Origin of the sequence: Acetobacter malorum (genome assembly GCF_002153605.1) — a bacterium.
GTDB lineage: Bacteria > Pseudomonadota > Alphaproteobacteria > Acetobacterales > Acetobacteraceae > Acetobacter > Acetobacter malorum_A.
Map to the genome: position 1 here is coordinate 35,881 of NZ_JOPG01000007.1, position 15,114 is coordinate 50,994.

Here is a 15,114-nt window from a genome sequence, read left to right on the forward strand (position 1 = left end):
ATGACACTCAGGAAAGCGTTTCTGGTTTCAACCATTCTGACATTTGGTCTGATGGCGGAAGGACCAGTTTCCAAAGCCGCGACTGCTGCTGATGAGCAACAGCCTGCGGGCACCGGGCATGCGAAAAAGGTCGCGTCAAAGCGGCCAAAAGCTGCAAAACACCAAACCTCAGATAAAGCCTCCGGGGCTAACAGTGGTGAAACCCTGATTGTGACTGGCACGCATGCCGTCAACCGCAAGGCCCGGCAGAGCACATCTCCTGTCAGCGTGCTGTCTGCCGCCACGCTGCGCCGGTCCGGACAAATGAACCTGGCGGATGCGCTGACGCGCACGTATGCGTCCATCAATGTCAGCACTATGGGGAATGATGCCGGGGCGCTGACCTCGGCAATCCGTATGCGGGGGCTCAATCCAAATCAGGTTCTGGTGCTGGTCGATGGGAAACGCCGGCATACAACGGCCAATATTTATGCGGATGCCGGTCCGGCATTTGGTGCAACACCCGTGGATCTGAACATGATCCCCGCCGCATCTATTGACCATATTGAAGTGCTGGAAGATGGCGCAGCAGCACTTTATGGCTCTGATGCAATTGCCGGTGTGGTCAATATTATTACCCGCAAAACCAATCACGGTCTGAACATGAGTGCGCAGACTGGCGCCAATGCGTATAATGGCGATGGCTGGCAGTATCAGACCAGTATTGATGGCGGTTTATCTCTCGGCGGAGATGGTTATCTGCATCTGAGCGGACAAGTCTACCATACAGACCATATGGTGCCCTACACGGAAGACCATCGTCTAATGGGATCTGCTCCTGCAGGGGCTGGCACAGCACTTTATACCGGACCAGTTTCTGTGCCGAAAAATTCCAATAAAGTGATGAGCACGCCAGAGGAGACCCGTGAAGACCTGAGTATTGCCTTTGGCAAAACGCTGACAGAGGGTGTGCAGGGATATGGGTTGATTACTTATGCTCACCGGCATGCTGAATCGTATCAGAACTATCGCACACCCAATACGATGCCGACGATTTATCCGTCCGGGTTCTCGCCGCTCGAAACGATTGAAGAAAATGACTACGCCGCAACGCTGGGCCTGAAAGGGGATAATTTCTTTGGGTTTGCGTGGGATCTCAGCACGACCTATGGCGCGGATGAAGATGCCATTGGAGACAAAAACAGCATCAACGCCGGGATGCTAAGCAGCAAATGTATTCCGCGCAGCAGTAATCCAACCAGCACCAGCGCTTATGTCTCCACAGACGGGTGTGGATGGTCTCCCACTACCACACGTGCGGAAAGCTATCGCATGGCGCAGTGGACAAATACGATTGATTTCAGAAGGAATTTCAAGACTGGCTTTGCAACCCCAACCACCATTGCGTTCGGGGCAGAGCATCGTCTGGAAACTTATCAGATCAAGGCTGGCACGCCGCCGTCTTACGAGGCTGGGGGAATGGCCGGCTATGTTGGCCTCAGCCCGCAGAATGCCGGGAACTGGAGCCGCGATATCTGGGCAGGATATCTGGATGGTGATTTCCATCCGCTGAAGAACTGGGATGTCGATTTTGCTGGCCGGTTCGAGCATTATACGGATGTTGGCAACACTGAAAACGGTAAAATCTCGACCCGGTATGAAATTACGCCACGCATTGCAATTCGTGGCACCATCAGCAACGGCTTCCGTGCGCCAACGCTTGCAGAGCAGCACTTTAGTTCAATTAACGTGGGGGCAACGACGGTAGCTGGTCTGTTGCCGGTCAGTTCTTCCGCGGCCCGTCTGCTGGGGGCTGCGCCCCTTAAGCCGGAACGCTCTACCAATGCCAGTGGTGGTCTGGTTGTCGAACCTCTGAAAGGCCTGCATGTTGAAGCAGATGTCTATCAGATCAATATTCGTGACCGTATTATTGCCGGTGGCTCCACCAATGGCTCAACAGCGATTGCGGCGCTGCAACAACTCGGTTTTGTGCTGCCTTCCGGTCTGGACCCCAATGCTGTCAGTACTTACTATTTTGCCAATGGGGCCAGTACCCGTACGCAGGGGTTTGACCTGAAAGCTGATTATCTGGTGCGGATGAATCGCTATGGAAACCTTAATCTTTCTGCATCACTGGACCTGAACCGCACGCGCCTAAGCCACGTGGCGTCCACTATGGTCAATGGCGTCCCGACGTCTCTGCTCACTGCGGCAACTGCCAGCTACATCACCACGGCGTATCCGCGTAGCAAGCTGATCCTGAATGCGTTCTGGACCGTTGGAAAATGGGACGTGAACCTGCGTCAGACGCGTTATGGTGAAACCACGACCATGCTGGGCTATCAGGACTGGACACCCTCCAGTGCGATTTGTGACAACAACGGCAAAGCCTTACGCTATTCCAACAGTTGCTTTGCTCAGTTCAAAAATACACCGCGCTGGCTGACTGATCTTGAAGTGGGATATAGTGTCAATCCGCACTGGCACTTTGCTGTGGGTGCCAACAATATTTTCAACGTGCGCCCGCGCAAGGTAAACCCGCTGAACAACAACTATGGCGCGCGTATCTATGATGCGAACTCGGCTCAGGTGCCAATGACCGGCGGATATTATTATGGTCGTATTGACGCGCACTTTTGAGATAAAATAGTTTCTTTATAACCTTAAAAAAATTCTAAAACCTGTTGTGACAGATTTGGTCATGACAGGTTTTTTTTATTGGGAATGAGATTTCGTTTTTTTAGAACGATCGGTTTCTTAAACTTTTCCGTATACTCTCACTTTTTAAAAAATGAGAGCGTCCTGGGATTTCTGAAAACTGTCGCGAGCCCCAGTCCACTTAAGGTCTTGTCATGGCTGTTCCAGCCTGACACGACCGGCAGCAGTCAGGGCAGTATCAACCTGCGGCGTATGAATTCGGGCGCAGAGAACATCGCGCAAGTGGCGTTCCAGAGGATTGGAACGGTTCAGAGCCGGATTACCAATTGCCGCCACGCCTTTTTCTACGCTGCGAATAGCGTTGTCTGTCACGACATGTTTGACCAGATTGGCGTCTGTCACGCTGCACTGCCCCCGCTCATATCGTGTCAGGCTGTCTGCCAGAAGAGCCCGGTTGGTGAGCAGTAAAGCCTCAATCTCACCCATCACCATCTGAAAGCGGGGCAGGGAGGCAAGGGGCTTGCCCAGATTGGCCGGCACACGGGCATGCAGGAAAGTTACCAGCCAGTCCCGCGCAGACCGCGCCACACCATCATACAGGGCGGCAATCAGCAGCGCATGCCAGAGCGTCAGGTCCTGCCCTGCGCCTCGCCAGTCTTCCGGTTTGCGTAAATCGACAAGAAAAGCCTCTGGCAGAACCACATTTTCAAAATGAATGGTATGGCTTCCCGTTGCCCGCATGCCGAGCTGGTCCCATGTGTGCTCTATGCGCACTCCGGGGGCATCCAGCGGCACGAGAATATGGCCTGTGCGAGGGGTTTCCTCATCAGTTGCGGCCCACACAATCCCCCATCGCAAGGCCGTGGACCCTGTGGAATAAATCTTGCAGCCGTTCAGAACCCATTGTCCGTCTTTCCGGCTGACGCGCGTGGCTGGAATTCCGCCGCGTGAGGGTGTGCCGAGGTCTGGTTCCACACGTAAGGCGTTCAGGAGCGCGCCGTCCTGCACAGCAGCTTCAGAGACCATGCGGCGTACCTCTTCCGGCCAGTGCGGGTCTGCCGCAATGCTGGCATGGTGCAGGCACTGCATGGCCAGAATAAGGGTTGTCGATGGGTCTCCCTGCGCAAGGGTGCCAATAAGAGGCAGAACGTCCCTCAGGCTTTTCCCACCGCCCCCATAGCGCGGGGAAACTGTCAGCGCCAGGAGCCCGGCTTTGTGCAGGTCTGCCAGATTATCTGTCGCGATCTCGCCCGATTGGTCATAGGCAGATGCCCGACTGGAAAACCGGCTTACAAGGTCTGACAAAAACTCGGCAGAGCAGGACATGGGAACTCTCTTTTAAAACGGGGTTGGCGTGTTTTCCAGTCTGGTTAAAGCATTTTCTAGCAACTCAGATGTCAGGGGCTGGTCTTGCAGATTCAGGACCATATAGGGCTGTTTGCGTTGCAGAGTGATTACGTAAAAGCAGTTTCTCAAATGAGGTTGGCCATCCAGAAGACGGTTGAGTTCCAAAAGTTTTGTGCCCGGCCGTGCAAAGACCATATTGGCAAGGCCTGCGCCATGTGGAGCAAGAATGCAGTCAGCCTGCCGGAAAAGCGCAATCTGTGTTTCAAGATCCATTTTTTCCAGAAAGACTTTTTCAAACCCCTTCTGTGCTAGAACGGGTTCAATCTGGGTTTGTTCTTCGGGGCTGATGCGGCTGTCATGCCCTCCCTCACGCGTGACGTAAAATCGTGTGGGCAGATCAGGCCGATGCGGAACCGGCATGGCGTCAAAATGTCTGTAAGGTTCGGCACAGTTCAGGTAAAGTTCCGGCATGGTAGGTGTGTGCCAGAAGAAGTGCAGTTTTTTAGCATGGTGAACGCCATCCGGTGCGCGGAAAATGCGATCCTGAACGCCTGAAAGGCGCAGAGAGGTTTCAAACGTTTGCGTTGTAAAAGTCGGGTGGCGGGTCGCAGCAGCCATCGGCATTTCTGGTACGACCATCTTGACGTGGGGTGAGAGCAGGCTGCTGGCCAGCTGTGTTTTGGAGACTCCGTACAGCATCCAGTGGTAATAATTTCGCCAGGCGGCATCAAACCCCAGAAACACTTCATCCTGTTCCTCGTGCACGGGCATGTCCGGCAGGCGGTGGCTGTGCTGATACAGGTCATGCTGGCAGAAGCAGGAGGGTTCAATAACAGGTTGGTTCTGGCTATCGATAATCATGCCATCCAGACCGGGGTGCAGCACAAAACGGGCATTTTCCATACTAAACAGGACAAGCTGTGTGAGCGGCATCCTGACCGTTTGCGTTCCTGCATCAGCCCGTGCGTGATAGAGGGAGAGCCCGCGGTTGAAGGCCTGCACAGGCTGTCCGTCATAAGCCGGGATGGGAAGAGGCTGATTTTGCGCGTCTGTCTGAAAAACCACTCGGCCCGAAATTCTGCCATAGGCTGAGAGGCCTTTTAGAACAGACAAGGAATCCTGCGGCGTTGTTTCAGGCATGCTGGGTTCTCCGAATAGCGCAATAAGATATGCGGTTTAATATTAATTTTTGGGTAGAATGAGTTTCTTCAGCGCCTCCGTCATGGCATCGGCGCTGAGATTAGCGTCGACCGTGCCAACATAACGGGCGTTTGGGTCCATTACGACAAAGCGGGGGGACATGCGCATGGCATAGGTCCATTCCGGATCAGGCAGTTTTTCAACCGTGGTGTGGTATTCCTTCGCCAGATCTGCCAGCGGGCCGGGGGCAGCTGTGCCCGCGACCACGCGAGGGCTGATGCTCTGGCCATACAGACGCAGGCGTTCGGCATCATCACGGTCCGGGTCAAGGCTGACAAAAATAATGACAGCTTTCCGTTTGCCGGGGTCAGTCTTGTCCAGTGCGGCGGACATGTTGGTTAGCGCCGGGGTGCAGGCATCCTCCGCACAATGGGTTGCGCCAAACAACACCATCATCCATCGGCCCCGGAAGGTCTGGTCCGTCATGGTGCCGGTGGTGGCATCCATCAGGCGGAAGGAACCGCCGACCTCATTGCCATACGTATCCAGCGTTGGACCATAATGCAGGGCAACGCGTGTGCCCACGTAGCCGGTCACGCTGGCCACAACCAGAACGCCAGCTGCAATCAATGCAAATCGTTTTTCACTTGGTGTCATAACTTAATGTGCCTCTGCCCAGTTTCCGCCTATCCCTGTCTCAACCACCAGCGGTACGGACAGTGTTGCTGCGGCTTCCATCACCTTGCGTGCCAGAGCCGCAACAGCCTCGGCCTCTGCGGCGTCGGCTTCAAATAGCAATTCATCGTGCACCTGGAGCAGCATGCGGGCGGAAAGACCCGCATCTTTCAGGGCGCGCGGCAGCTTGACCATGGCGCGTTTGATAATGTCGGCGGCACCACCCTGCAGGGGGGCATTAATAGCCTGCCGTTCCGCATACTGCCTGCGTGCAGCACTCTTTTCATGAATGCCCGGCACGTAGCAGCGTCGCCCGAATGGTGTGAGCACATAGCCGTTGGCTTTGGCTTGCTCACGCATGCGCTCCATGTAATCACGGATGCCCGGATAGCGGGCAAAATAGGCATCGATATAGGCGCGCGCTTCCCCTGCGGGAATGCCAAGCTGGCGGCTCAGTCCAAAAGCGGAAATGCCGTAAATAATCCCGAAGTTGATGGCTTTGGCCCGCCGACGGGTCAGGCTGTCCATCCCTTCCAGCGGGATATTGAACACTTCCGAGGCAGTGCGGGCATGAATATCCTGCCCCAGAGCAAAAGCTTCCCGCAGGGCCGGAATATTGGCGACATCGGCCAGCAGGCGCAGTTCAATCTGAGAATAGTCAGCCGAAATCAGCTTTTTGCCGGGTGGTGCAATAAAGGCTTGCCGGATACGGCCCCCCTCTTCCGTGCGGATAGGGATGTTCTGCAAGTTCGGGTCGTTAGAAGACAGGCGGCCCGTTGAGGTAATGGCCATCTGGAAGGATGTATGCACCCGGTCATCCACCGTGGCCTGACGCAGCAGAGCATCCGTATAGGTGCTTTTCAGCTTGGCCAGCTGCCGCCATGCCAGAACGCGGGCCGGGAGGTCATGCCCCTGATCAGCCAGATCCTGCAAGACGGAAGAGTCTGTGCTCCATGCGCCCGCCTTGCCGCGCTTGCCCCCCTTCAGGCCCATTTCATCAAACAGGATTTCCCCAAGCTGGCGGGGGGAGCCAACATTGAAGTCCCGTCCTGCAGCCTCATGAATTTCTTTTTCCATGACGGCCATACGGGTGGCAAAATCTTCAGAAAGACGTCCCAGTTCGGCGCGGTCTACCGCAATCCCGGCTTTTTCCATGCCAGCCAGCACGGGGGAGAGCGGGCGTTCCAGCTGTTCATACAGCGCCAGCGCCTGATTGGTGCGCAGCGTGGGGTGCAGCACGTACCACAGCCGCAGCGTGACATCGGCATCTTCGGCTGCATAAGGCGTAGCGCGAGCAACCGGGACGTGTGTGAACGGAATGCGGTTCCGCCCAGTGCCGGTTACACTGTCATAACTGATGGGGGTATGGCTCAGATGCAGGGTGGAGAGCTCATCCATCCCCTGTCCATGCTGCCCGGCCGACTGTGCGTAGGAGATCAGCATGGTGTCATCCACCGGCGCGATGGTGGAGAAATCCAGCCCGGCGTGGTCAAACACCAGCAGATCAAATTTGCCGTTCTGGAAGATTTTCAGAACCGCCGGGTCAGTCAGCAGGGGGCGCAGAATATCAAGTGCGGCAGTGGGCTGGAGTTGCTCACCAGCCGGTTCTTCCAGCGTGCCTTCATGCCGCAGAGGAATGTAGCAGGCTTTGCCGGGGGCGGTGGACAGAGAGATGCCGACCATGTTGGCATGCAGCGGGTCCAGTCCGTCGGTTTCTGTATCGACCGCGCAAATGCCCGCTTCCTGCGCAGCACTGACCCATTTCTGAAGCTCTTCCGCCGTGCGCACGGTTTCATACGGGCCGTATTCGGCGGTGAGGGAAGCAGCAACTTCGGCAGACTGACCGGCCTCAGCGACGGGTGTTTCTGCTCCTGTGGGAGCGGTGGCACCGGTAACAGACGCATGCGCTGCGGCGCGGGCGGTGCGATGAGCGTGCGCGCCAGAGGGATGACCAACACCCAGACGGCTCAGCACGGAGCGGAAGCCCATGCTCTCCAGCCACTCGGCCACCATCAGCTTGTCGAGTTCCCGAACGCCAAGCTCCTCGACCGGCACTGGTAGCGGCACATCCCGCGCCAGCTCCACCAGCTTGCGGGAGATGCGCGCGGCCTCGGCATGCTCAATCAGCATATCGCGGCGCTTGGATTTTTTCATCTCCGGTGCCGCAGCCAGCACGGCTTCCAGCGTGCCGTATTCATTTACAAGGGCAGAGGCCGTCTTGGGGCCAATGCCGGGCACACCGGGCACGTTATCCGTTGGGTCGCCCATGAGAGCCTGCACATCCACCACCTTATCCGGGGTGACGCCAAATTTGGCTTCTACTTCCGGGGTACTGATGGCGGTCTGCTTCATGGGTTCCAGCATGCACACGCCGGGGCCGATCAGCTGCATCAGATCCTTGTCGGAAGAGACGATGGTGCAGGTGCCCCCGACTTCCCGCACGGCTGTGGCGTAGGAGGCAATCAGGTCATCCGCTTCCCAGCCGGCCAGCTCAATGGCAGGCACGTTGAAGGCCCGCGTGGCGTCACGGATCAGCGAAAACTGGGGGCGCAGATCTTCCGGCGGCTCGGGCCGGTGCGCTTTATATTGTGGGTAAATTTCCGTCCGGAATGTCTGGCGCCCTGCATCAAAAATAACCGCCAGATGGGTGCCCACATGCTCTCGCAGCAGGCGGGCCAGCATATTTGTAAACCCGTAAACGGCGTTAACGGGCACCCCGTCCGGGCTGGTCATGGGAGGCAGGGCATGAAAGGCGCGGAAAATAAAGCCGCTGCCATCTACCAGTACCAGGTGGGGTGTATCTGTGTTGGTCATGAAACTCTTGCAGGCCAGGGCCGGAATAGGTGAGACGGATGGAGGAGGTGGGCATATGTGCCCCTTCTTTGCCTAGCATACAGGGGTGGGGAAGGAGCCTGCAAGACGAGGGAGGTGTTCTTCGGCCCTTTAGCCAGACCCGACCGAGTCTCCTGCACACTGCTCATCGGCCAGACCCCTCAGAAATATGCAGAGTATGAATAACTTATAGTTTGAAATCAGCACGAAAAGAACGGCCTCGATCTGTTTACACATCTATATACGTACGAATATAGACAGAGATATCAGCCTGTAAAGGCGGCATGATTTTAGGGTTTGTCACACAATGCATAGCCAGCATGTCCGTTCTCTTCCGGGGCGATGAAACACGTAATAACAAGCCCTAAAAGCGTGTTTTTGAAAATCATCGCAAAAATTTGAAATTTTCATAAGGCATTTCAGACCAGTGTGGGGTGTCTCGATGGTCTGAGATGTCAGGGCAGCAGCATTCAGGGGAGCACTATGCTGAGAAACAAGGTTGGTCGCATGGGTTTTCAGCGTAGGAAACAGGTCACACAGGTCCTGCTGATTTTGCAAAACAGCGCCACAACATTCGGACTTAGGTTGAAGAGTTTACGTGAACTGTTCGCTCCGGTTTTGGCGGCTTTCGCGCTTGTTGTGTCTGCCCAGAATGCCAGAGCGCAAACGCCGTCGGCCGCAGCATCTTCTGCGGGTAAGGTTACAGGGAGCATCCCGCGTGTCACGCTGGCACCGGTGGCTGCGCAACCAGCGTCTTCCACAACAGGGACGGCACAGGCCTCTTCCGGAGAGGCTCCTGATGAACCGGATGCCGGGCTCACGTTTGACAAGATTTTCGATGGTCAGCGCACTCTGGGTACCAGCGGTCTGAGTTCTCTGGAAGGCTCAAGTGGCGGCGGTATTGCCAGCTGGGCCACTATTGGGGGCTATGGCAGCAAGAAAAGTATGGGGATGGCGTTTCACTACAGCTATGTCAGCCTGACCAACTATACGGACCAGAATGTGGGTGCCGTCATGGGGTTTTATGACCGCGTGGAAATTTCCTACGCGCACAACTTCTTCCGTACTGGCTCAACCGGGCGCAAGCTGGGTATTGGTCATGGCTATCAGTTTGATCTGGATACAGGGGGCATCAAGGTCCGGCTTTTTGGCCATGTGCTGGATAAAACCCTTCTGCCGCAGGTGGCTGTGGGGGCTATGTATAAGCATGATGGCGATGCAAAGGTCATTCATGCCGTGGGTTCCAAACATACCGATGGCGCGGACGTCTATATTGCCGCCACTAAACTGTTCCCCAAACTGGGCCTGCTTGTGGATACCACCATGCGCCTGACCAAAGGCAACCAGTGGGGCATTCTTGGCTTCGGAGGGGATCGGAACGACAACTATTATCCGCAGTTTGAAGGATCGCTCGGCTATTTACCATCCTTTATTCCAGGGCTGGTTGTGGGGGTGGAATATCGGACCAAGCCGCGCAACCAGAATTTCACACCTGAGAGCAACTGGTTTGATGTGTACGCCAGCTATTTTGTAAATAAGCACCTAAATATTACAGCAGCTTATGTCTCTCTAGGGACCATTGCGACTTACCGAAATCAAACCGGAGCTTATGTGTCTCTTCAGACTGGTTTTTAAAAATATCTGGGGCATACGCAAAGCGGGGACGTGATGCTCATTGAGGCGGCACGGGCGGCAGACTTTCCATACTATTTCATTGGTATATTGAAATATTGAGTACAGAAACACTATAAAGAAGCATTAAATATCTATATTTTTAGTAATATATAAACAAACAAACTCACAGGAATTTTACATTTATTGATATATTCTTTTTATTTCATCTGAGATAGGGGATTGATGTCCAAAATAAAGAGATAATATCAACATTCTGCATATATCTTTACGTCTTCCCTCCTTCCACAGGACTTCCCTTACGGAAGAGCGCTGTCGAGCCCGCATGCAGAAAATTGATATTTTCCAAACAAGAAAGATATCAAAATGTCTATCACGAACATTACGACAGACCAGTCCATGGGAAGTTGGGCTGGCAATGGCAACCAAAACTGGGAGGCTCCTCCTGCCGATGCCACGGAAGGGCTGGGCACGAATGGTGACATTCTGAATGTCAATAACGGGGCCACCCTTACCATCAAAGGTTATCTCAATCTGAATGCGGGCACCGTCAATATTACGGAGGGTGCGACGGTTCAGGTTGTAAGAGACGAGTCAGACACTGCGGGTATCCTGCAGGATGCTGCTGGCGGCACAATCAATATTAATAACGGAACACTCTCTATCAGTAACGACTTTAATGGTCGCACAGGTGTTTATAATATCACCAATGGTAAGCTGGTGGTGAACCATGTTTTTACAGGTTTTGAGGGTGTTTATAACGTAAACAGCGGTGGCGTTTTTGTTGCTGGTCTGGAATGCTCAAACCTGATGTCACCCAAGATCAACATCCGTGGCGGGTCTGTCTATTTTTACAATCTCATTGATGACATCAGTGGGACTGCAAAAATTGACTTTCATAATACCCCCGGTGGTCTTCTGAAGATTGAAAATACGTCGCTTTCCAGCTTGTCCAATCTGGATCTGCATGTACAGAATTTCGTCTACGGGGATCAGATCAAGATTCAGTCTTATACTGATTATAGCTCGAATACGCTAACAACCAGCATAAGCGGGAATGACCTGCTGATTCAGGGGACGGTCAATGGCAATACGACTACACTTGTCACTCTGAAAAACTTCGTCACAAACACGAATGGCAATGCGATCCCAACAGCTCTGTACCGGGATGGCTATATTCTGTTCGGTGAGCAGAGTGACACAGGCGCCTGTTTCCTTGCCGGGGCGATGATTGAAACGAGTAAGGGATGTGTGCCGGTCGAAGAAATTCAGGTCGGGGATGTTCTTGTTACCTATATCGACGGGCAGACTGTAACGCAGCCTGTAGTCTGGGCCGGCAGGCAGTTTGTTGTAGTGAACAGCGCACTGTCGGACGATATGGCAGGTTACCCGGTGCGTGTTTGCAAGGATGCCATTGCCGAGGGAGTTCCGTCCAAAGATTTGCTGATCACGCCGGAGCATTGCCTGTTCTTTGAGGGGAATTTTGTACCCGTTCGGATGCTGGTCAACGGCAGTTCTGTTTTTTATGATAAAACCATCACGTCCTACACGTATTATCACGTAGAGACAGAGCAGCATTCTGTCATCATGGCCGATAACGTGCTGACCGAAAGTTACCTTGATACCCGATCCGGATCGTCTTTCCAGCAGACCGGCAAGGTCACACGTCTCTATGGCATTTCCCGTACCTGGGAAAAAGATGCCGCGGCTCCGTTGTGTGTTGATCGTGCTGTTGTGGAGCCGTTGTTCCGCAAACTCGAGCAACGTGCAAAAACACTGTGTAAGGATCAGCCAGTGTCTGAAATGGCTGAGCTGACAGGTGATCCGGATTTACATCTGGTGATTGAGGCAGGGAGAACTGTGCGCCCGTTACGGTATGATGGTACGCACTACAGCTTCATGCTACCACCGCATACAAAGTCTGTCCGTATTGTCTCTCGTGCCAGCCGGCCTTCAGATGTGATTGGTCCCTTTGTGGATGATCGGCGTTATCTTGGGGTAATGGTTGCTAAAATTGTCTTTGTTTCAGGCAGCCGGAGTTACGAGATAACCTCTCATGTGCAGACTGAAACGTCGGAAGGGTGGTATGGCGCAGGAGAGGAAGTGTGCGCCTGGACAAATGGCAATGCTGTCCTGCCATTGTGTGAACATATGACACAGGGAAGGCTGGGGATTCTGCTTCTCGAGGTGCGTGCAGGCGGCCCTTATCTGCTGAGCAACCCTAAAGCAGACGTTCGCTTGTCACAGTCCGCCTGATTTTTCCAGCAGAGGACTTTCTGATCAGGCCCCCATTTTTGACGGGGGCCTGATGACGTCTATCTGGACCAGATAGCGTTCCGGGTGGAACTTTCCATACGGGATAATGAAGCTATTTCGCCACCGTGCCTGCAACCAGTCCCGGTGTCAGGATCTGCGGCAGCACGACCTCCGGGCCGTTGGCTGGCACATAGAGGTAGAACGGTACGCCGTCACGTCCATGCGCTTTCAGAAATGCGCTGATGGCGGGGTCATGATTGGTCCAGTCTCCCCGCAGTACTGTCACACCACGGGCTGCAAACGCGGCCTGCGTGCTGGGAATATCCAGTGCCACCCGCTCATTGACCAGACAGGTGATGCACCATGCTGCGGTCATATCCACAAAAACGGGTTTGCCTGCGGCGTGCAGTTCTTTCAGTCGTGCTTCGGAAAACGGTTCCGTTCCTTTGGGCAGCCCGGTGGTCAGGCTACCGCTGGCGGCTGGTGCTGCACTTTCATGGCGCAGGGCTGGAACGAGCGCCAGTGCCGCCAGAAGCCCCAGCAGAGCCAGACCATGTAAAGCCGTGCTGGTGCGCGTATGTCCCTGCTGAATAAGTCGCACCTGTGCCACGCCATAAATCCATGCCGCAAAGCCGAGCAGCACCAGCCCTGTCGCCAGCAGCAGCACAACGGACGCCCCGCCTTCCAGCGATGCCACCCAGAGCAGCCACACGCAGGAGCCCAGAAGCGGGAACGCGAGAAACTGGCGCAAATACTGCATCCATGCGCCGGGTTTGGGCAGACGCGCGGCCAGTCCGGGTATGGTGGTCAGCAGCAGATAAGGAGCAGCAAGTCCTAGGCCCATGGCGGCAAAAACAATCAGTCCCATTGCAGGCGGGCCGGAGAGCGCCCCGGCAATGGCAACCCCCATGAACGGAGCCGTGCAGGGCGTGGCGACCACCACGGCCAGAATGCCCGTAACCACATCATGCCAGTGGCCATGGGCATGGCTTGTCAGGGAACTCCCTGCCGAGACAGGCATAAATTCAAACACGCCCAGCAGGTTAAGCGCCATGGCGAACAGCAGCCAGGTCACCAGTGTGACAAACAGGGGAGACTGAAACTGAAAGCCCCAATCTGCCGCTGCACCAGCCACACGCAAGCCCATCATTACGCCCCCCAGGACAAGAAACGTCACCATCACACCCAGACTGTAGCAGGCGGCACTCGTGACCTGTGTGCGGCGTTCGGCTTTACCTAGTCGCGCGAGAGAAAGAGCTTTCATGGCCAGAATGGGGAAGACGCACGGCATCAGATTCAGGATCATGCCGCCCAGAAAGGCAAACACCACCTGTTGCAAAAATCCGGCCTGCGTCAACGTGCTGGCGAGCGGGGAGGATGTTGCGCTCTGGCTGACTGTGGACGCTGCGCCTGCCAGAGCAGGAACTGGTCTGGCTGTGAGAGATAAAGCTCTTTCACTGCCCGCTGCATCTTTCAAAACCAGCAATCCGCTGAGGGGATGTGTGGAAGCAAAGTCTGGCAGGCGCTTAAGATGCAGGGTGAGACCCCCGTCCTGCACAGCAACTTTCTGAGCAGCGGCCTGATCAATCAGCCCCGGCTCATCCGGCATGAACCACGCATCCTGTACGGAGCGGGCGGAAAGGTCGTTACCCTTGATGCTCAACGTGCCATCTGCCGAGACGGTGGCAGCATAAGGGGAGGGCACGGGTGTGGCCTCTGCCGCCGCAGCAAACAGGGGCGCTTCGGCAGAGGGGTGAGCCGGGCCCGGCTGTAAGGTTACGGCCAGATCAGCTTCTTCCGGCACGCAGACATTTTCACACACAAGCCAGCTTGCATGGGCCTTCAGGGTTGTTGGGCTGGGCGCCTGCCCCTCCGCCGGATGGAGAGCCAGTTCCATGGGCAGTACAACGTCGCCCGTATAAGCGTAGGACATCAGCGAGGCATCGGGAATGCGGTGTGGCGTTGGCCACAGAATGGTAGAGGCTTTCCCGCTTGTGCCGCCCTCTGCCGTCACGGTCACATCCGGTGCTTCTCCCGCGTCACCGGGGTTGCGCCAGTAGGTGTGCCAGCCGTCCTGCAGTTTCAGCCTCAGAGCAACATGTAGCGGGGCCTTCCCATCTGTTGTGTCTGTGTCCGTTATCAGGGTGGCGACGCTGTGCCCGGTGGTGGAAACCGGCGCGCTTTCTGCTGCGTCTGCCGACTGCCATCCGCTTGCCAGATCACCCCCGCTTAGGTTTGCGCCAACCGCGAACATCAGGACCAGTCCCCACAGGCAGCGCACCATGAGGTGTGTCAGCGCACGAGCGGAACGGTTTGCTGCTGAGGCAGAAAGAACAGGAGGGGAAGAGCAAAAACGAGGCATGCAGGATCTCAGACAAAAAGAGCGAGAGGGGGCTGGAAAGGTAACGCATCATAGCATGGTCTGTTGATGGCATAGAACGCGGTAATGGACGTACCGGAATTTGTCACCAGAGCCGCACCAGAATACGGTAGGATGGAGAGAAAACGCGATCATGCATTCTGGACAGGCTAGAAAGAAGAGCAGGGACCAATGGGCTTTTTCAGGAGACTATTCCGGCGCACAGTCAACACGAG

8 protein-coding genes are annotated in these 15,114 nt (G+C 55.3%); 3 read left to right on the forward strand and 5 right to left on the reverse strand.

Going from position 1 to position 15,114, the window contains the following annotated elements; all coding sequences use genetic code 11:
- Positions 1–2,619, forward strand: coding sequence for a TonB-dependent receptor plug domain-containing protein (locus HK23_RS03320; RefSeq protein WP_086652857.1), 2,619 nt, complete (start codon positions 1–3; stop codon positions 2,617–2,619).
- 210 nt (positions 2,620–2,829) lie between these two features.
- Here HK23_RS03320 and HK23_RS03325 read toward each other — a convergent pair whose 3' ends face one another.
- Genes HK23_RS03325 through polA form a run of 4 tightly spaced genes read right to left on the reverse strand, consistent with a single transcriptional unit; the run spans position 2,830 to position 8,613 of the window.
- On the reverse strand, positions 2,830–3,963 hold the full coding sequence (locus HK23_RS03325) for an acyl-CoA dehydrogenase family protein (protein ID WP_086652858.1): 1,134 nt from the start codon (positions 3,961–3,963) through the stop codon (positions 2,830–2,832).
- Positions 3,964–3,975: 12 nt separating this feature from the next.
- Positions 3,976–5,124 carry a glycosyltransferase family 61 protein gene (locus HK23_RS03330; protein WP_086652859.1) on the reverse strand — a complete coding sequence of 383 codons (1,149 nt, stop codon included), beginning with the start codon at positions 5,122–5,124 and terminating at the stop codon, positions 3,976–3,978.
- Positions 5,125–5,166: 42 nt separating this feature from the next.
- Positions 5,167–5,781 carry an SCO family protein gene (locus HK23_RS03335; RefSeq protein WP_086652860.1) on the reverse strand — a complete coding sequence of 205 codons (615 nt, stop codon included), beginning with the start codon at positions 5,779–5,781 and terminating at the stop codon, positions 5,167–5,169.
- A 3-nt stretch (positions 5,782–5,784) separates the two neighbouring features.
- Complete coding sequence (polA, locus tag HK23_RS03340; RefSeq protein WP_086652861.1) at positions 5,785–8,613, reverse strand: DNA polymerase I; 2,829 nt, start codon at positions 8,611–8,613, stop codon at positions 5,785–5,787.
- Positions 8,614–9,216: 603 nt separating this feature from the next.
- Here polA and HK23_RS03345 point away from each other — a divergent pair.
- The gene (locus HK23_RS03345; RefSeq protein WP_256940041.1) at positions 9,217–10,266 is read left to right on the forward strand and encodes a DUF3034 family protein; all 1,050 of its coding nucleotides are present in this window, start codon (positions 9,217–9,219) and stop codon (positions 10,264–10,266) included.
- 363 nt (positions 10,267–10,629) lie between these two features.
- Positions 10,630–12,519 (forward strand): Hint domain-containing protein, encoded by a 1,890-nt coding sequence (locus HK23_RS03350; RefSeq protein ID WP_256940042.1) that lies wholly within the window; start codon positions 10,630–10,632, stop codon positions 12,517–12,519.
- Positions 12,520–12,631: 112 nt separating this feature from the next.
- Here HK23_RS03350 and HK23_RS03355 read toward each other — a convergent pair whose 3' ends face one another.
- Positions 12,632–14,881: a protein-disulfide reductase DsbD family protein gene (locus HK23_RS03355; protein WP_373270302.1), complete on the reverse strand. Its 2,250-nt coding sequence runs from the start codon at positions 14,879–14,881 to the stop codon at positions 12,632–12,634.
- Between the last annotated feature and the right edge of the window lie 233 nt (positions 14,882–15,114).

Bases quoted from the DNA above. Each gene is read 5' to 3' on its own strand.
- HK23_RS03355 (WP_373270302.1), bottom strand. From the start codon at position 14,881: ATGCCTCGTTTTTGCTCTTCCCCTCCTGTTCTTTCTGCCTCAGCAGCA.
- polA (WP_086652861.1), bottom strand. From the start codon at position 8,613: ATGACCAACACAGATACACCCCACCTGGTACTGGTAGATGGCAGCGGC.
- HK23_RS03335 (WP_086652860.1), bottom strand. From the start codon at position 5,781: ATGACACCAAGTGAAAAACGATTTGCATTGATTGCAGCTGGCGTTCTG.
- HK23_RS03350 (WP_256940042.1), top strand. From the start codon at position 10,630: ATGTCTATCACGAACATTACGACAGACCAGTCCATGGGAAGTTGGGCT.
- HK23_RS03325 (WP_086652858.1), bottom strand. From the start codon at position 3,963: ATGTCCTGCTCTGCCGAGTTTTTGTCAGACCTTGTAAGCCGGTTTTCC.
- HK23_RS03320 (WP_086652857.1), top strand. From the start codon at position 1: ATGACACTCAGGAAAGCGTTTCTGGTTTCAACCATTCTGACATTTGGT.
- HK23_RS03330 (WP_086652859.1), bottom strand. From the start codon at position 5,124: ATGCCTGAAACAACGCCGCAGGATTCCTTGTCTGTTCTAAAAGGCCTC.